20 protein-coding genes are annotated in these 17,175 nt (G+C 60.2%); 15 read left to right on the top strand and 5 right to left on the bottom strand.

Annotated elements, in window-relative coordinates:
* Window positions 1-59 precede the first annotated feature (59 nt).
* Together KBX19_RS04935 and KBX19_RS04930 are read right to left on the bottom strand one after the other, a co-directional pair.
* A complete protein-coding gene (locus KBX19_RS04935; protein WP_083770227.1) occupies window positions 60-389 on the bottom strand; it encodes a helix-turn-helix transcriptional regulator in 330 nt (109 codons plus the stop codon).
* 576 nt (window positions 390-965) lie between these two features.
* Window positions 966-2,207 carry an MFS transporter gene (locus KBX19_RS04930; RefSeq protein ID WP_255997730.1) on the bottom strand — a complete coding sequence of 414 codons (1,242 nt, stop codon included), beginning with the start codon at window positions 2,205-2,207 and terminating at the stop codon, window positions 966-968.
* Between the two features lie 516 nt (window positions 2,208-2,723).
* Here KBX19_RS04930 and KBX19_RS04925 point away from each other — a divergent pair.
* From KBX19_RS04925 to KBX19_RS04890, 8 genes are all read left to right on the top strand, one after another.
* A complete protein-coding gene (locus tag KBX19_RS04925) occupies window positions 2,724-2,891 on the top strand; it encodes a hypothetical protein (RefSeq protein ID WP_005287091.1) in 168 nt (55 codons plus the stop codon).
* A gap of 25 nt (window positions 2,892-2,916) precedes the next feature.
* Window positions 2,917-4,266, top strand: coding sequence for a sugar nucleotide-binding protein (locus tag KBX19_RS04920; protein WP_255997728.1), 1,350 nt, complete (start codon window positions 2,917-2,919; stop codon window positions 4,264-4,266).
* Window positions 4,267-4,506: 240 nt separating this feature from the next.
* Window positions 4,507-6,048: an HNH endonuclease signature motif containing protein gene (locus KBX19_RS04915; RefSeq protein ID WP_255997727.1), complete on the top strand. Its 1,542-nt coding sequence runs from the start codon at window positions 4,507-4,509 to the stop codon at window positions 6,046-6,048.
* Window positions 6,049-6,187: 139 nt separating this feature from the next.
* Window positions 6,188-7,051 (top strand): glucose-1-phosphate thymidylyltransferase RfbA, encoded by an 864-nt coding sequence (rfbA, locus tag KBX19_RS04910; protein ID WP_255997861.1) that lies wholly within the window; start codon window positions 6,188-6,190, stop codon window positions 7,049-7,051.
* Between the two features lie 6 nt (window positions 7,052-7,057).
* Window positions 7,058-7,903, top strand: coding sequence for a glycosyltransferase (locus tag KBX19_RS04905; protein ID WP_255997726.1), 846 nt, complete (start codon window positions 7,058-7,060; stop codon window positions 7,901-7,903).
* A 20-nt stretch (window positions 7,904-7,923) separates the two neighbouring features.
* A complete protein-coding gene (locus tag KBX19_RS04900; protein ID WP_005287108.1) occupies window positions 7,924-8,634 on the top strand; it encodes a glycosyltransferase family 2 protein in 711 nt (236 codons plus the stop codon).
* Window positions 8,631-9,026: a DUF2304 domain-containing protein gene (locus KBX19_RS04895; protein ID WP_255997725.1), complete on the top strand. Its 396-nt coding sequence runs from the start codon at window positions 8,631-8,633 to the stop codon at window positions 9,024-9,026. The genes KBX19_RS04900 and KBX19_RS04895 overlap by 4 nt, the downstream gene beginning before the upstream one ends.
* Before the next feature lie 6 nt (window positions 9,027-9,032).
* Complete coding sequence (locus KBX19_RS04890; RefSeq protein ID WP_255997724.1) at window positions 9,033-9,959, top strand: thioredoxin domain-containing protein; 927 nt, start codon at window positions 9,033-9,035, stop codon at window positions 9,957-9,959.
* A 36-nt stretch (window positions 9,960-9,995) separates the two neighbouring features.
* Here KBX19_RS04890 and KBX19_RS04885 read toward each other — a convergent pair whose 3' ends face one another.
* The 3 genes from KBX19_RS04885 to KBX19_RS04875 are packed head-to-tail and all read right to left on the bottom strand — an operon-like array spanning window position 9,996 to window position 12,626.
* Window positions 9,996-10,616, bottom strand: a complete 621-nt coding sequence (locus tag KBX19_RS04885) for an MBL fold metallo-hydrolase (RefSeq protein ID WP_255997723.1) — start codon at window positions 10,614-10,616, stop codon at window positions 9,996-9,998.
* 11 nt (window positions 10,617-10,627) lie between these two features.
* Entirely contained in the window at window positions 10,628-11,767 is a 1,140-nt protein-coding gene (locus tag KBX19_RS04880) for an S-(hydroxymethyl)mycothiol dehydrogenase (protein ID WP_255997722.1), read from the bottom strand.
* A gap of 25 nt (window positions 11,768-11,792) precedes the next feature.
* Window positions 11,793-12,626: a GDSL-type esterase/lipase family protein gene (locus KBX19_RS04875; RefSeq protein ID WP_255997721.1), complete on the bottom strand. Its 834-nt coding sequence runs from the start codon at window positions 12,624-12,626 to the stop codon at window positions 11,793-11,795.
* Window positions 12,627-12,930: 304 nt separating this feature from the next.
* Here KBX19_RS04875 and KBX19_RS04870 point away from each other — a divergent pair, with 304 nt between their 5' ends.
* The 7 genes from KBX19_RS04870 (at window position 12,931) to KBX19_RS04840 (ending at window position 17,060) form a co-directional block, all read left to right on the top strand.
* Window positions 12,931-13,275, top strand: coding sequence for a hypothetical protein (locus KBX19_RS04870; protein ID WP_255997720.1), 345 nt, complete (start codon window positions 12,931-12,933; stop codon window positions 13,273-13,275).
* Window positions 13,200-14,327, top strand: coding sequence for an AMP-binding protein (locus tag KBX19_RS04865; protein WP_255997719.1), 1,128 nt, complete (start codon window positions 13,200-13,202; stop codon window positions 14,325-14,327). Before KBX19_RS04870 ends, KBX19_RS04865 begins: the two co-directional genes overlap by 76 nt.
* Before the next feature lie 61 nt (window positions 14,328-14,388).
* Window positions 14,389-14,949, top strand: coding sequence for a DUF4442 domain-containing protein (locus tag KBX19_RS04860; RefSeq protein ID WP_255996019.1), 561 nt, complete (start codon window positions 14,389-14,391; stop codon window positions 14,947-14,949).
* 97 nt (window positions 14,950-15,046) lie between these two features.
* On the top strand, window positions 15,047-15,502 hold the full coding sequence (locus KBX19_RS04855) for a MarR family winged helix-turn-helix transcriptional regulator (RefSeq protein WP_255997717.1): 456 nt from the start codon (window positions 15,047-15,049) through the stop codon (window positions 15,500-15,502).
* 95 nt (window positions 15,503-15,597) lie between these two features.
* The gene (locus KBX19_RS04850; protein WP_255996015.1) at window positions 15,598-16,218 is read left to right on the top strand and encodes a DsbA family protein; all 621 of its coding nucleotides are present in this window, start codon (window positions 15,598-15,600) and stop codon (window positions 16,216-16,218) included.
* Window positions 16,215-16,688 carry a nucleoside deaminase gene (locus KBX19_RS04845; protein WP_255996013.1) on the top strand — a complete coding sequence of 158 codons (474 nt, stop codon included), beginning with the start codon at window positions 16,215-16,217 and terminating at the stop codon, window positions 16,686-16,688. The genes KBX19_RS04850 and KBX19_RS04845 overlap by 4 nt, the downstream gene beginning before the upstream one ends.
* 51 nt (window positions 16,689-16,739) lie before the next feature.
* A complete protein-coding gene (locus tag KBX19_RS04840) occupies window positions 16,740-17,060 on the top strand; it encodes a multidrug efflux SMR transporter (RefSeq protein WP_255997712.1) in 321 nt (106 codons plus the stop codon).
* Window positions 17,061-17,175: the final 115 nt, after the last annotated feature.

Here is a 17,175-nt window from a genome sequence, read left to right as displayed (position 1 = left end):
CCAGTAAGAAGGAAGTAGCAAAGTCATACTCAGTCTAAAATTCAATCTTGAAGTTTCTGTCACTTCAGCTGGCCGTTTCCACTCGAGATAATTATCTGGTCCAGCAAGCCCGGAAACACTTCCTCAAGATCAGTTCGACGCAGACGCGTCATGCGTCCGTTTCCCACGTCACGCTGCCAGACCAAACCGGCATTACGCAGAACTTTGAAGTGATGTGTTCGCGTTGAAGGCGCCCACGGGGTACCAAATTCTGAACATAGTTGTTCAGTCCCATCTGGCTGTGCAGCCAGTTTTACAATCACTTTACGTCGGTTAGCGTCTGACAATGCGTGCAAAATTTTAGAGAGGTCAAACTCGTCGATACTCGGGTGGCCATCCTGATCAGGCATACGATCTCCTTTCAAGGAATGAAGGAACTAATAAAATCGTAGCTGTTCAAGATCGTGCGATATCATTCCAGTTAACTACACCACGCGAGGAAACTATTTACTCACAGGAGTCGACAAGGGACGATGCACTAAAACTCCCGTATCCACTTGATGTTCTCAGGAGGCACTGCCATGAATAACCTCGGCAGCTATTCAGTCAGTGCTCCCACCGACTCGCGAATGACCACCCGTGCTATTGCTGCCCACATACAATGATGCATGCCGTATCCAAGATGCATACCGTATCCAAACGGTAGATGTTTCTTCTAGTTACGCTGAACACTCACCGTCCACAGCGAAGCGAAGACCGTTTGGTCTCTGTTTGCCGCATGAGCATCTACGTACACAACTTCACCTGGATAGGTTTCCCCTTCTTCCATTTTAATCCGCCTCGATGCAATGCACGGAAAGGTAGGAGTTCATCCCGGAGAAAGACGGCGGAGAAGTTCTTCAGTCGTGGAGGGTAGTCATCGAAACAGGCGAGAGACTGGAAACGTCTCGAGTTTCAGAGGAACGAATAGTTGTGCTCATTGTTTCTTACTCCTTTTCATTTAACTTAGCGCTGGAACCGCGCCGTACGAGCAAGACAGACACAGTTACCAACGAAACAAGGGCCGTCAGCGTGAGCGCGCTTGTACTGAAAGCGTCAGCATAGACATCTGGGTGGCCCGGTTGCCCAGCCGCAGTACTTGTCGCAGCTTCGCCGGAAAGCTGTTGTTGAATTTGCAGGGAAAGCATGAACGCATACCCGGCAACGAACAAAGCCTCGCTACCCACACGGAAAAAGTTGAGCACGCCAGCCGCTGTGCCGGTCCTTTCAGGAGGAACAACCCCCAGTGCGTGTCCATCTACAAGGCCAATGGGTAGGCCGAAGCCCAAGCCAAGCAAGATCATCGGAATAATTACGAGCCCGATTGACCCCTCGGGCGTGAGCAGCATCAGGCCAAGGTCTCCGACAATAAGACAGATCAGACTGAGGTACACCACAAAGCCAACCGTTATCCACGTGACTTTCTCAATCAGTTTGGCCACTAGGATTGGCGCAACAACGACTGGGATTGTCATCGCAAGCATGATCAGGCCAGCTTGTCCCGCACCGATACCTTTAATGCCACTGAAGGCAGAGGGTAGATAAGTCAGCACTGTAACGAATCCAATAGAACCCGCAATCGGCACCAGACACATGGCGAGGAACTCTCTGTTCTTAAGAATGGAAAGATCTAACAGCGGTGTCTTTGTCTCATTAATATCCTGCGCAGCGTCGGTGGCTGTAGGAAGGATTCTTGCATTCAATGTAACCAACGCAAGAATTACACCATGAACAGCAAAAACTCCTCGCCACCCAAAGCTCGAAACCAAAATTCCTGAGATAGTTGGGCCTAAGGTCAAGCCCAATCCATTGATAGTTCCAAACAGGGCGAATGCTCGGCCTCGCGCACTGCCTTCATAGGCGTTAGAGAGCATAGAGCTAGCTCCAGTGAGGACGGCTGCCGCCCCACAACCTGCAATAAGTCGCATGAAATCAAGCAAAAGAAGCGACGGGCTAGCAGCGCTTATCAGGCTGGACACCGAGAATAGGGCAGATCCGACGACAAAAGTCACACGAAAGCCAATACGGTCACTTACAGCTCCCCAGCCAAGAACTCCCAGTGCAAACGCAACGTTGAAACCGTTAACGACCCATTGAAGTGCTGTCGTGTTTGCCCCAAGGTCAGTGGAGATCTGCGGAAGAGCGATGCCCGTTCCGGAAATTGACATCGGCGTAATGAATTGCGCCACAAGGACTATAGGCAAAGTCCATCGACTTGGGGTGGTGTCCGCCACGACTTTCTCTTCTGGCGTAACTCTTGTCATCCTGTTCCCTTCGGTAGATACTACTTCTATAGTAGCTACCAAGTATTTAGTACATATGCAAGCGGAGGGAAAGTTTTTGTGGAACTTGAGCAGGATTCATCCGACGTTGCGATTGTCGACGGTGGCTCTTCAGGCATGCTCATGGCACTTTAACTGTCATTACAGGGGTTAGAGATTCTGCTCTTCGAACCTCGGCCGAGCGCAGACCGCCGTCCAAGAGTTGACATGACTCATGTACGTTCACTCTCGCGCCCAATCCGCCGTGGATACATTCCATTAACTGACCCCCACCTACTTGGAAAACGTTCCGAACTTAAGAACGTTGCCGGTCTCCAGCCCCCCGCCGGTGCCCCGCGGAGGCGACACCCGTCGCAACCCGGCAAATCCGAAGCCTCTACCGAAGCCTGAGGAACAACCGACCAAGAGTGCCTCTACGCCGACGTGGGAGGCGCCGATGACGCAGCCGACGACGAGCTCTCCTGGCGGCCCCACTACACCGACATGCGCGAAGGTCTTGCCAATACGATCGAGTGGTACCGCAGCAACGAAGCGTGGTGGCGGGAGGCGAAAGACGCCGTCGAAGATGCCTACGCGTCGCGCGGGCAATAGCTTCCTGCGGCCGTAGGATGAGCGTATGGCTGAGCTTGAGACGCTGACAAGCGTGCCCATCGAGGGACTTGAAGTCCGCACCTTAACTGTTCACGGCGACAACCGGGGATGGTTCAAGGAAAATTGGGCCGGCGACCCCGCGATGCGCGTGGAGCAGAACAACGTCAGTTTCAACGCGCAGCGTGGGGCGACGCGCGGCATGCACGCGGAACCGTGGGACAAATACGTCTCTGTTGCAACGGGGCGCGTCTACGGCGCGTGGGTTGACCTGCGCGAAGGTTCACCGACATTCGGCGCGAAGTACGGGTGCGAAATCGGTCCGGACACTGCGGTGTTCGTGCCGCGCGGCGTCGCCAACGGCTTCCAGGCGCTCGAGGACGCTACGACGTACATTTACCTGTGCAACGCGCGCTGGAGCCCACACGCGCAATACGCGTTCTGCTCCTACCGCGAGATCGACTGGCCGCTCGAGCCCACTGAAGTTTCAGCGAAGGATCTCGAGCATCCGATGCTTGCCGACGCCTCCCCCGTCCCCCCTCGCCGCGTGCTAGTGACCGGGGCGAACGGGCAGTTGGGCCGGGCGTTGCGCCCGTTGCTGCCCCACGGGGATTTCGTGGGCCACGACGAGTTCGATCTGACTTCTGATGTCTCGACGTTGATGTCCGCTCGGGATTGGACACAATACTCCGCGATCATCAACGCAGCGGCGTTCAACGACGTCAACGGCGCAGAAGGTGACGGCCGAGCCGGGGCCTGGGCCGTCAATGCGCTGGGTCCAGCGAAGCTCGCGCAGATTGCCGCGCGCTACGACCTGACACTGGTGAACGTGTCCACGGACTACGTCTTCGACGGGACTGTGGGGGTGCATACCGAGGACGAGGCACCCAGCCCGCTGTCCGTGTACGGCGCCTCCAAAGCCGCGGGTGAGGCCGCTACCGCCGCCTGCCCCCGGCACTACCTAGTGCGGACGTCCTGGGTGTTCGGCGACGGGGGTAACTTCATGACGACCATGGCGCGGCTCGCACGCGAAGACGCCAGCCCGCAGGTGGTCAGTGATCAGCGCGGGCGACCGACGTGGGCCGAAGACTTGGCACGAGGCATCGTGCACCTGCTTGATTCAGGCGCCGAGTACGGCGTGTACAACATCACCTCCGGCGGCGACACCGCCTCCCGTGACGAGATCGCCATGGCCGTCTTCATCGCCTGCGGCGGCGACCCCTCCTCCGTCCAGCCGGTCACGACCGCGCAATACCAAGAGGCCTTCGGGCCCGAGGCGCCCCGGCCGGCCGAGTCCACGCTGGCACTGGACAAGATTGAGGCGACCGGATTCAAGCCGACGAACTGGCGCGCGGCCCTGGCGATGTACCTGGGGTAGGGCCAGCTCTTTAGAACGCGTGCACTAACGATCAGTAGGGCGCTTGAGGAGCCTTTTCGCTGTTCGATAACCTGGATCTCCTAAACTTTTTTAGGCCTTTAACCAGCGCCATCACGAGCTTCCCGAAAAACTTGAGCCCTTTAATCGAACATACGTACGCTTTTCATGGCTCGGTTGTCCACGTGAGGTTGTAAGTTGTGTGGCAAAGACCAAGCGACATACAAACAGGGGGTGGCGAAGATGACCGAACGAGTTGGCGCAAATTCCTTGGCGGATGCCGTGGATGCCATCGCGGAAGCAATGGCTGACATTTCGCGCATCTTTGCTGACCCCCACGCTTTAGCCTTCGATGCTGTCCGCACCGACATGGAGCGCCTCGAAGAGATCCTCTCAGGCCAGAAGGCATATGCCGACGCTGCGTTTGCCTACCTGTGTGACCGTGACGGAGCTGGCCGAATTGTCGGCGCGAACCAGCCTGCCGCGTATCTGCGCGATGTTCTCGGTCTATCCCAGGCAGAGGCCATGGGGCGCCTACGCCGGGGAGAGGACCTCTTCGCGCCAGTCGAAGACACCACCCCCGACGACGAGTTCCTCTTCGCCGGCATCGACCCTGACTCCCCCGACGCGGACGAAGCAGCTGCGGCGGTAGCGGCAGCTGCGGAAGAGGCCCGTCGGAAAGCGGAAGAAGAGCGTGAGGCGAAGCGCCGGGCGAAAGAGGCTGCGCTGAAGGCGGCGAAGGAAAAGCAAGACATCATCAACCGCGAGCTGATGAATCTTCGCGACGACGCGGTTCCGGGGCGCCCGGTCATTCTCGCCAAAGCTCTCGACGAGGCTAACAGGCGCAGCCCAGAAGACCTGCGCAAATTTGTCCGCCGGCTCGTGGACAACGCCAACGCTGCCGGCCGGAAGAACAGCCCGGACAAGCCGCAATCGGACTTTGATGCGCGGAAACTGATCATGGGCAAGCCCGACAGCGCAGGCATGTGCCGGGTCACCATCGATCTTCCGGCCGGCGAAGCCGCGGTGCTTAAGGCGGCGCTGGACCTTGGGCGCGGCGGAATCGGCGACAAGTCGGGCTCTTCCGAGCAGGAGCCAAAGGACACGCGCACGATGTCGCAGCGGCGCTTCGACCAATTCATGCACATCGTGACCAACTTCTCCGGAACCAAGGCTGGCTCGCAGGGCGGTATCGGCACTGTCGTCGTCGGCATGACCCTCGATGACCTGAACAATGCCGACCACACCACCACGTTCATGACCAACACCGGGATCAGCCTCACGGCGTACGACATGCTCCGCCTCGGTTTCACGGGCACCGACTTCATCGCTCAGCTCGACTCGGTCACCGGCGTCCCCCTCTCGCTGGGGCGCACCCGCCTGGCAAGTGTCCACCAGCGCATCGCACTGCTGGCCATGCAGGGAGTATGCGCCTGGCACGGGTGCGACCGCCCGATGAGCGAGCTAGACATCCACCACATGGAGTCCTTCTTCGACGGCGGGCTGACAGACATCGAGAACCTCATCGCCCTGTGCCGCGAACACCACATGTGCAACAACGACCGCAGAGATGGCAGAGGTAACAAGGGTTACGTCGACCGCGACCCCGAAACCGGCCGGGTGGGGGTAGTCCCCGCAGACGGCGGGCCGATGAGATTCAACGAAACCGTCGACGCCCACGAAAGCATCGGCCACAAACTCCGCAAGCGCCAGAACCGGCAGCACCCGCCACCGGGGTCCACCCCCGGAGACCCTCCTGACCCGGTACTCTTCCCCGTCGCTTAATCGTCACCTATTCTCCCCTACCCGCAGGCCGCCGAAGCGCAGAAATGCTGCCGGTGTGTCTGCGGGCTGGCACGCGTGGGCGTCGATAAGCACGGCGATGCGCGTGCGGTTGCGCGGGCGCGCACTAGACTCCACCTCTATGAAGGGCATCATCCTCGCGGGCGGATCGGGCACACGGTTGTACCCGATCACGAAGGGCATCTCGAAACAGCTCATGCCCATTTATGACAAGCCGATGATCTACTACCCGCTGTCCACGCTGATCAGCGCTGGCATTCGCGAGATCTTGGTGATCACCACGCCGGAAGACCGGGGCGCATTCGAGCGTTTGCTTGGCGACGGCTCCGCCTGGGGCCTCATGATCGACTACGCCGTCCAACCCTCCCCGGACGGGCTGGCGCAGGCGTTCATCATCGGTGAGGACTTCATCGGGGACGACTCGGTGGCTCTGGTCCTGGGCGACAACATCTTTGAAGGGGCCGAACTAGCCCGGCTGATGGGCGACGCGTTCGACCCCGCTGGCGGCGCCATCTTCGCCTACGAAGTCTCCGACCCGGAGCGTTACGGCGTGGTGAGTTTCGACGAGCACGGCACCGCGACCGCCATTGAGGAAAAGCCTGCCCAGCCGCAGTCCAACTACGCCGTGGTCGGCCTGTACTTCTACGACAATGACGTGGTCCGGATCGCGAAAACGATCGAGCCGAGCGAGCGCGGAGAGCTGGAAATCACCAGCGTCAACGATGCGTACCTGCAAAAGGGCGCGCTCAAGGTGCACCGCCTCCACCGCGGCGACGTGTGGTTGGACACCGGCACGATCGACTCGATGAGTGAAGCGAGCGCATACGTAGAAGTGATTCAGAAGCGCACCGGCACCGTCATCGGGTCGCCGGAGGTCGCGGCCTACCGCCAGGGCTTCATCGACGCGGCCGCGCTGGAAAGTCTTGCTCAGCCGATGTTGAAGTCGGGCTACGGCCAGTACTTGCTCGATGCGGCGCGGGAGTGATCCGACATGACCCATGAACAACCCAATGAACAGCCCGGCGCGGTCACGGTCTTGATGTCGGTGTACCGCAACACCACCGCCGACGAGCTCGCGCTGACGCTGGATAGTCTCGCGGCCCAGACGCGGCCGGCGGAGCGGATTCTCGTGACCAAAGACGGCCCAGTGCCCCACGAGGTGGAGGACTTGCTGTCCGCGACGGCCGCGGTGGACACGGTAGCGCTGGAGCGCAACAGCGGACTCGGCGTCGCGTTGGCAGAGGGCTTCAAGCACATCGATACGGAATTCGTCGCACGGTTGGACTCCGACGACGCCGCGTTCCCGGAGCGCTTGGAGAAGCAACTGGCGTTCATGCGCGGGCACCCGGAGGTGGCGGTTCTGGGCACCGCGATGCAGGAGTTCGACGGCGAGCGCCCAGGCCCGTCGACCACTGGCGGGATCCGGCGTCTGCCGGAGACCCACGAGGCGATCGCCCGCTACGCTCGGATCAACTCCCCGATGAACCACCCGTCCGTGCTCATGCGCACCGAGGCGGTCCGAAGCGTCGGCGGCTACCAGCCGATGCACAACATGGAGGATTACGACCTCTGGGCTCGCCTCATCGCGGCGGGTGAGAAACTCCACAATCTGCCAGAGCCGCTGACGTACTTCCGGGTGAATGACGCCCAGATGAAGCGCCGCACGACCGCAGAAACGCGGAAGGCTGAACGCGAATTGCAGGCCAAACTTGTTCAGTACGGCCTGATCTCCCGCCCCCGCGCCGCCGTCAATCTAGCGGTGCGGAACCTCTACCGCGCACTGCCGTTGAGCACTATGAAAAGGGTTTATGCGGTCCTGTTCCACCGCGGCCGGTAAGCGCGACTAGTCTGTCGGTCATGGCCCTCAATCCTTTGCGCAACGAGTTCGCAGACACGTGGCTGATCGTGCCGTGTTACAACGAGGGCCCTGTGATCAACCAGGTTTTGGCGAATGCGCTGCAGACGTTTCCCAATATTGTGGCGGTCAATGATGGCTCGGCCGATGATTCGGCAGTGCAGATCCACGCGGCCGGCGCGCACTTGGTGAATCACCCGGTCAATCTCGGGCAGGGTGCGGCAATCCAGACGGGTGTCGAGTACGCCAGAGCCCAGCCCGGCGCGCGCTTCTTTGTCACCTTTGACGCTGACGGCCAGCACCAGGTCAAGGACGTGGTGCGTATGGTGGGCCGGTTGCGGTCGGAGCCGGTGGATATCATCGTCGGCACGCGTTTTGCAGGCGACCAGGAGAATTCGCAGGTGCCGCTGATCAAGCGCATCGTGTTGAAGACGGTGGTGTTCTTGTCGCCGCGGACCCGCAAGCTGGGGTTGAGCGACGCGCACAACGGGCTGCGCGCCTTCAACGCGAAGGTGGCGGCGGAGATGAACATCCGGATGAACGGGATGTCGCACGCGTCCGAGATCGTCGCGATGATGGATGAGCGCAAGTGGCGCGTCGCGGAGGAGCCGGTGGACATTTTGTACACGGAATACTCGATGTCGAAGGGCCAATCGCTGGTCAACGGCGTGAATATTCTTGCTGACGGGCTTGTGGCCAGGAGGCTGCCATGATCCAATTCATTCTGCTCATCGCGGCGGTAGTGCTCGCGGTGTACTTCTTCACCCAGCGCAAGAAGGCATTCGCGAAGGCGTGGGTGAAAATCGGGTTCGCGCTGCTGGCAATAGCGGCCGTGTGGGCGATTCTGCGCCCCGACGATGTGACCATTCTGGCGAACTGGCTCGGAGTGGACCGCGGCACGGACCTGATGCTGTACGTCATGATCATCGCGTTTTTCTTCACCACGATGTCCACGTGGGTGCGGTTCCGCGAGCAGGAGCTGCGGTACGCACGGCTCGCACGCGCGGTCGCCCTCCAGAACGCGGTGCCGCCCATGCTTATCGACGCCCCAACCAACCCCTCCCAAACCCCTCCCCCAGGTAACTCCCGTGACGGTCTAGACTGAAGTTTCATGAGCTCTGGTAAGGACGAGTCCGAGAAGTCCACTACGAAGATCCCGCCCCTGATGTGGGCGTTCACGTTGGTGCTGGCCGTGGGGTCCGGTGTCGGCGGCTACATCATTGGTGAGCGCGAAGGCCAGCAGAATGCTGTGGATCAGATTGCCGAGCAAATCGGTGCCGACGGCACTGATCGCGCTGGCGGCGCGGGCGCTGCGGGCGACGGTTCCGGAGAGGCCGAGGAGCCCCAAGTCAAGGAAGTTCCCGATAACGTCGAGCCGGGCACGGACTTCAGCCCGGCGAAGAAGCAGGACAACGGCTACTACGACGCCACGATTCACGGCCCGGGCTCCCCGGTGACGTCCCCCGAGGAGATCGCGAACACGGCTCGCCGCGACCCAGCGGATCCCATGTCTCAGGGCGCTCTCGACGCCCCGGTGGTCATCGCGGAGTTCACCGACTGGGAGTGCCCGTACTGCATCCGCCATGCGGCTGAGACGGAGCAGGAGCTGATCGACGAGTACGTCGATGCTGGCCTTGTCCGTATCGAGTGGAATGACATGCCGACCCAGGGCCCGAACTCCGTGGCGGCCGCCAAGGCGGGGCGCGCCGCCGCCGAGCAGGGCATGTTTACCGAGTACAAGAAGGTGTACATGGCTGAGGCTGCTGAGCGCGGCGGCCACCCGGGTTTCACCATCGACGATTACGTCCGGTTCGCCGGCACCGCTGGGGTGCCGGACTTGGCGAAGTTCCGCGAGGACGCGGAGAGCGAAAAATACGACGAAGCGCTTGAGAAGTCACTCGAGTACGCCCAGGAATTGGGGATCACCGGCACGCCCGGCTTCGTGGTGAACACGGAGTTCATCGGCGGGGCGCTGCCGGTGCAGGAGTTCCGTTACGTGATCAACGGTGAGCTGAAGAAGGTCGCCGACAAGAACTAGCCGGCGACCCTGGCAATGCGGAGAGCACCGTGGTGCCTAGTAGCCCCTGCGGATCCATTCCTCGAGGTGCGGGGCTTCCTCCCCCACCGTGGTGGCGTCGCCGTGGCCGGTACGCACCACAGTCTCCGGCGGAAGATCCAAAACGGACTTCTGCAGCGACTCGATGATGGTGTCGAAGGACGAGAAGCTGCGTCCCGTTGCGCCCGGCCCGCCCTGGAACAGGGTATCGCCGGAGAACAGCTCGCCGGCCTCAGGTAGGTACAGCACGATGGATCCCGGAGAGTGGCCGGGGGTGGACATGACCTGCATGTCGGTACCCGCCACAGAGAACACCGCGCCGTCTTCCAACTCGAGGAATTTTTCCTCCGGGTTGGCGTCGTACCAGAGCATGTCGTCGCCGGGGTGGAGGTAGACGGGGGCGTCGACAAGCTTGCTCAGCAGCGGTGCCGCGTCGACGTGGTCGTTGTGGCCGTGCGTGGCAATGATGCCTTTGACCTTGCGGTCTCCCACGGCGGCGGCGATGGTTTCAGCGTCGTGGGCCGCGTCGATGATGTAGACTTCACTGTCGTCGCCGACGATCCAGACGTTGTTGTCCACCTCCCATTCGCCGCCGTCGAGCTTGAACAGGCCGGAGGTGACTACGTTTTCAATCTTCATGGGGCTACTCCTTAAAACTCGACCACAGAGCGCAGCACGTCGCCCTGCTTCATCTTGGTGAATGCATCCTCGACGTCGTCCAGTCCGATGCGCTCGGAGACGAATTCGCCGAGCGGGAAGCGGCCGTTGAGGTGCAGGTCGACGTATGCCGGGAAGTCGCGCTCGGGCAGGCAGTCGCCGTACCAGGCGGGCTTGATGGAGCCGCCGCGGGAGTAGAGGTCAATCGCGGGGATGTCTACGTGGTCGGTCTGGTTGGGCACACCGACCATGACCATGCGGCCAGCAAGGTCGCGGGAGTAGAAGGCTTGGCGCCACGTCGGCTGGATACCCACCGCATCGATGGTCACGTCGGGGCCGAAGCCGCCGGTGAGTTCCTGGATTTTCTCGATCACGGCGTCTTCGTCCATGTCCTTCGTGCAGACTGCGTGCGTTGCGCCGAATCGCTCGGTAGCGGCGTCGCATTTGCGCTGATCGACGTCCACCGCCACGATCGTCGTCGCCCCCGCCAGGGCCGCACCCGCCACGGCTGCCAGGCCCACGCCACCGAGTCCGAAGACGGCGACGGATTCGCCTTGCTGGATCTCACCGGTGTTCACTGCTGCGCCGAGACCGGCCATGATGCCGCATCCGAGGAGGCCTGCAGCCGCTGGATCTTCGTCCGGGTTCACTTTGGTGCACTGCTTTTCGTGGACAAGGGTTTTTTCGGCAAAGGAGCCGATGCCGAGGGCGGCGGTGAGCTCGGTGCCGTCGGCAAGCGTCATCGGCGTAGACGCGTTGAATGTGTTGAAGCAGTTCTTGGTGTCGCCCTTGCGGCATGCGCGGCAGTCCCCGCAGACGGCGCGCCAGTTGAGGACAACGAAGTCACCCGGCTCGACGTGGGTGACCTCGTCTCCGACGGTTTCGACGACACCTGCGGTCTCGTGGCCGAGAAGGAAAGGGTAGGCATCTTCAATGTCGCCGTCGCGGTAAGCCAGGTCGGTGTGGCAGACACCGGTGGCCTGCACTTGCACCACAACGTCGTGGGCGCCGGGGGCGGGGATCACAATGTCTGCGATCTCGACCTCGGCGCCTTTCTCACGGGCGATGACGCCCTTGACGGTCTGCTGGCTCTGTTCGTTTTGTTCGTCAGCTTGGGGGTCTGTAGAAGTCATGGCCCGAGCCTAGCGATCTTTGCGCTTAGCTTGCCGCGACGATTTCGCCCATGTGGCGGTGGCCCTGGTGGGTCGAGTGAATCGGAGCGTTGCCTGGGCCGGCGTAGAAGTCGATGAGACCAGCGAATTCGCGGTCGCCATCGCGGGCGCACATGCCGTTCTTGGCGGTGCCCGGCTTGAGGTCGACGAACTGGGTGCCGGTGGCGCGGGCCAGGTCAACGTTCATCCACTGGGCGAGGTTTTCAAAGTCGCGGATCATCGGCATCGGGGTCGCGTCGTACATGTTCGGGCCAAGGTGGAACAGGCACACGCGGTCGCCGCCGGTGATGGTGGGGTAGCCAATGAGCTGGATCTTTGCGTTCGGCGCGGCGCGGCGGATCTTGTCCACCTGCGGGCGCATGAAGTCGACGTACTTGCGACGGACCTGCATCGGGTCTTCGCCCATATGGTTGTAGGTGTCGTTGAAGCCCACCTGGAGGACGACGCGGCGCGTGTTGCCGTCGAGGCCGCGCTCACGCACGGCGCGGTCGATCTGGGCGGTGATGTTCGGGCCCGGGGAGATACTCACGGCACCGGGGCAGGAAAAGTCGCGCGGCTGCAGGCCGAGCTTGCGCGCAGCGATCTTGCCGAAGTTCTGGTCGGAGGTCGGGCACCACCGGCCCGGGTTGGAAGAGCCGTTGGGGTGCAGGCCCATCCGGGCACCCAGGTACTCGATGGAGTGAGCGTCGGCGATCACGGAGTCGCCGAAGATCACCATGTTGCCCTGCTGCGCGTTGGCGTTAGGGGCAGCCATGATTCCCGCGCCCACGAGGACGGCGGCGATGAATGCAGTCACAGCTTGACGGGTACGGTTAAGCATTGTTCGTCGACTTTCTGCTGGTAGTGAGTTGTTCATCGGAAAGACCCCTGATGAGGCCCACAGGAGTGATGTCGGTTCCAGGAGGGAAGATGTTACGTCCTAGCCTTGCAAACGCTTGCCACTACCTGTCACTTCTATCACAATTGGATCTTTTGCACCGCCACTATAGATGACCCGGCAGTCCCAGATCTAAGAAGAAGCCTAGCGAAACACTTGTGCCCACAAAAGCGATAGCCTAATCAAATGAGAATTCGCTGCCAGTAGCTTACGCACGCTTGTCCTAGCCTGCAGAAGGGAACCCCGGATGTCCAACCGAGTCAGCTACACCCCAATCCAGCAGGTCGGAGCGTTTCTGGATCTTGCCTCGCTGATCGTCCGTCGCGGCATTGTCGGCTTCGAGGGCGGCCCAGGGGTCTTCATCCGCGGTTTCGGCGACATCCCACGCTGGGGCATCACAACCGCCCGCGAGGTAGAACAGGGTGCGCGCTGCTGTCCGCACCGCAACGCGCTTATCGACGACTCAGGGGTCCTGTCCTACCGCGATCTCCGCAACGGATCCCGCAAAGTCGCCCAGTGGCTACTGTTTCGGGAGCTACGAGCGTCGATAAGCTGCTGGTCAGCAACGAGAAACTGCCGCGCCTGCCTTTGATCCCCAAACAAGGCGACCTGGTGCTCATGTCGTCTGGCACGACCGGCATCCCGAAGGGGATCCTGCGCAACGAGCCGAAGGTCCCTTATGTTCTCACCGGCTTGTTGTCGGCGGTGCCGTGGTATTCCAACCAGACGCTGCTGCAATCCGCGTCGATGTTCCACACGTGGGGCTGGTCGACACTCAACGTGGCGTTGGGGTCGCGCGCAACCATTGTCATGCAGCGCGAGTTCGACCCGGCGAAGACGATGCAGCAAATCCAGGACTTCAAGGTCGACGGGCTGATTTCATCCCCGATCTTCTACAAACAGATGCTCGACTTGCCGAACAGCGACGACTATGACACGTCCTCCCTGAAGTGGATCGCCTCCTCCGGCAACGCGCTGACGCCCGATGTGGTCCAGCGCGTGCACAAACGTTTCGGCCCGATTCTGGCCAACATCTACGGCTCGACTGAACTGTCGCTGACCGCCGTGTCCACCGCCGAGGAGGTCGCGGAGCACCCGACAGCGGCGGGGCGAGTGGTGCCAGGAAGCGTAGTCAAGCTTTTCGACGACGACGGCAACGAAGTCCCCCAAGGCCAACCGGGCCGCATCTTCCTCAACAACGAGACTGCCCTGAAGGGATACTCCAACCCGAACACGCCGATCGTGATGATCGGCAAGCTCATCGAGATGGGCGACCGCGGATACTTCGATGAGAAAGGCCGCTTCCACGTCTTGGGCCGCAACGACGACATGATCATCATTGGCGGCGAGAACGTCCACCCGCAGTCGGTGACGGAGACCCTCGAGCCGATGCCGGGTGTCGCCGACGTGTACGCCGGCGGCGTCGACGACGAAGAAACCTTCAAGCGCGTCGCCGTGTGGGTCGTGCGTTCCGACGATGACCACGGCCGCTCCCTGACCGCCGACGCCGTCCGCGACTGGGTGCGCGACAAGCTCGCCCACCACTCCATCCCCCGTGACGTCAACTTCGTCGACTCCCTCCCCCGCAACCCGACGGGCAAGGTGGTCGCGCGCTTCCTGCCGGAGTCCCGCCGCGACGATTAAGCGCGCGTATAGTTAGCTCCGTTTCCAGCCCGCTCATTACGGTTACGAACGGAGCTTTATCATGGCCCACTTTTCTGCCCGCCAACTCAAGCACTTCATGCGATTCTGGCCGCCGTTGCTCGGCGCCGGCATCAAGATCGAGGAGTTCACCGACGACGGTACCCAAGTCGTGGTCTCCCACAAGCCCAACATGCTGACCAAGAACGCGATGGGTGTGGCCTTCGGCGGAACCATGTCTGCGATGACGGACCCGTTCTACATGCTCGCGTCCATGCACCGTCTGGGCAAGGAGTACAAGATCTGGGACACCGGCGGAGAGATCAAATTCCTCAAACCCGGCCGCGGCAAGATCACCGCCGACATGCGCATCCCCGAGGAAACCTATGCGTTGATCAAGGAAAAGACCGCTGGAGGCGACAAGTATCTCCACTGGTTCGAAGTGGACATCACCGATGAGGAAGGCGACGTGGTCGCGCACGTGCGCCGCCAGGTGTACTACCGGCTGAACCAGAAGAAGGAAGAAACCCAAGACAAGGTCGCTGACGAGGCCCAAGATACGGACCAGGGTAACGACAAAAGCCAAGTCAAGAGCAAGTCAGCATCCAAAGAAAAAACCGTCTAAAGGGCCCCCGACTAAAGGGGGGTGCGGATGGCAGCGATTTTTCGCCCCCATTCGAGACAAAATGGCACTCCGCATACTTGGTGTAATTTGAATGCACATGGAAGGAATTGATTCGGGCTCCCTTTCTCCAGCCATGAGCCTTACTGATCGGTGGACGAAGATAGCCAGAGAAGTTTCTTTCATTGACTCGGCTCTCAACAAGTGGCTCGAAAGCAGCTTTGGCATCGGCCTGACTGAATTCCGTGCAGCGCTCCTCATCAGCAAGAGTCCTGATCGAGAACTACGAATCACGGAATTGGCCCAACAACTCGGCCTTAGTCAGAGTTCGGCAACTCGCTTGGTGGAGCGAATGGAACGCAAAGAGCTGGCTTTCCGAGATGATTGCCCCGACGATGGGCGCGGTATCTACGCGGCTTTGACCGAGGACGGATCAAACAAGGCTGCCACCATTGCAGAACCATTCGATGACAAACTCCGGTCCCTAATCGGGGACATGCAGCCGGATTGGCTCGACCTTCACCTAGCAGCCCGCAGTTCAGATAGCGACGACTAGCTGGGAAGACGCAACGAGCGCATGCTTTTGCATTGATCCATGCATGTACATGCACTAAGGTTAGTTTTGTCGTCGCCACAAGAAAGAGAGAACAGTTGAAAACCCACGTAGATGTTTTCATTGATTACGTATGTCCATACTGCTATCTGGTCGAAAGCGCCCTCGACGAGCTCAAGCGAGACAGAGACGTTCACGCAACAATTCGCCCATTCGAACTTCGCCCCTCCCCTGTTCCCACCCTTCGGCCGGAAGATGACTATCTTCCGCGGGTCTGGAAGCAATCGGTCTATCCGATGGCCCGACGGCTTGGTATCCCCATGACTCTTCCGTCAGTTTCGCCACAACCCCGTACCCAGAAAGCTTTTCTGGCACTACAGCTTGCCCAAGAGCAAGGTAAAGCAAACGAGTACTCCGAAGCCATGTTCAAAGCATTCTTCCAGGACGATCGCGATATCGGAGTGGATGACGTCATTATTGACGTTGCCGCATCAGTTGGACTGAACCCTGACGACGTCCAAACCGCCTTGAATGACGAAGCGCGTCGCCAGCAGCACCGTCTCGACCAAGACTTCGCGGTTAACACGGTTGGGGTCACGTCGGTTCCGGGAATACTCATCAATGGCCATCTCCTGCGTGGCGTTCCCAGCGCGTCTAGATTGAAGAAAGCTTTTGATGAGATCGCGGCAAAGCCACCGTTGCCGGGGGCGGATTCATGAGCATTTCCCTTGAACAGCTGCACCGCGAGATGCGCACTGCAGTCGACTTTTCAACCCGACACGTTGATGGCGGCGGTCTCCCATTCGTCGGTGCCGTCGCTGATAACTCCGGAATCATCTCGCGCCTTGGAGTAAATGAAGTACATGAAACGGGGGACCCCAGCGCCCACGCTGAAATCGTCGCGATGCGGGACGCGCTTTCATCTCATGGCCGCGAAACACTGACCGGAACCATTCTGCTGGCTACCGGAGAACCATGCGGCCTGTGTTATCGCTTCGCCATCGACCATGGGATCGACACAATTTACACAGCCGTTGATCGCGACGCTGTCGCGGCGTTCGGTTTCGATTACCGAGCCAGCTACCGAACCATGCGTATTAACGATTATCTGCGTGATCGCATGCTTCATCACCTACCCACTACGAACGCTCACGAGCCGTTCACCCGCTATCTCGAAAAGCACATGTAGGCGGATTCCCCCAACGACACCTAACCCGGAAAAACGAAAAGGACATTAATCATGCACTGGCTTTACCTTGCAATCGCCGTAGTCTTCGAAGTCACTGTAGGCATAGCAGCCGGAAAGGCGAACGGCTTCAAAAATATCCCCTGGACGATCGCCACCCTCGTCAGCGGTGCGATCGCAACTTTCTTTCTAAGTCTCACGCTGCTCACCTTTGACGTCGGTGTCGGATATGCCCTTTGGACCTCCATTGCAGGTATCGGAATCGTCATCGTCGGAGCCTTGTTCCTAGGCCAGAAGTTGACCTTAAAGAAACTCGTCGGAATCGGAATCGTCATCGTCGGAGTTGTCGGCCTCAATCTTGCCGGCACCGCCTAACCACACTCCCACACACCTACAGAAAGGCTTACCTTCATTGAAGTGTCCTGGGTTTGGTTCCGATCGTTTCTAGAGGAGGATTGGATCATGCCTAGGAAGTTCAGTGACGAGTTCA

Origin of the sequence: Corynebacterium sp. CCUG 71335 (assembly GCF_024454075.1) — a bacterium.
Lineage (GTDB): Bacteria > Actinomycetota > Actinomycetes > Mycobacteriales > Mycobacteriaceae > Corynebacterium > Corynebacterium genitalium.
The sequence above is the reverse complement of the archived record's forward strand: the minus strand, read 5'-3'. Positions and strand labels throughout refer to the sequence as shown.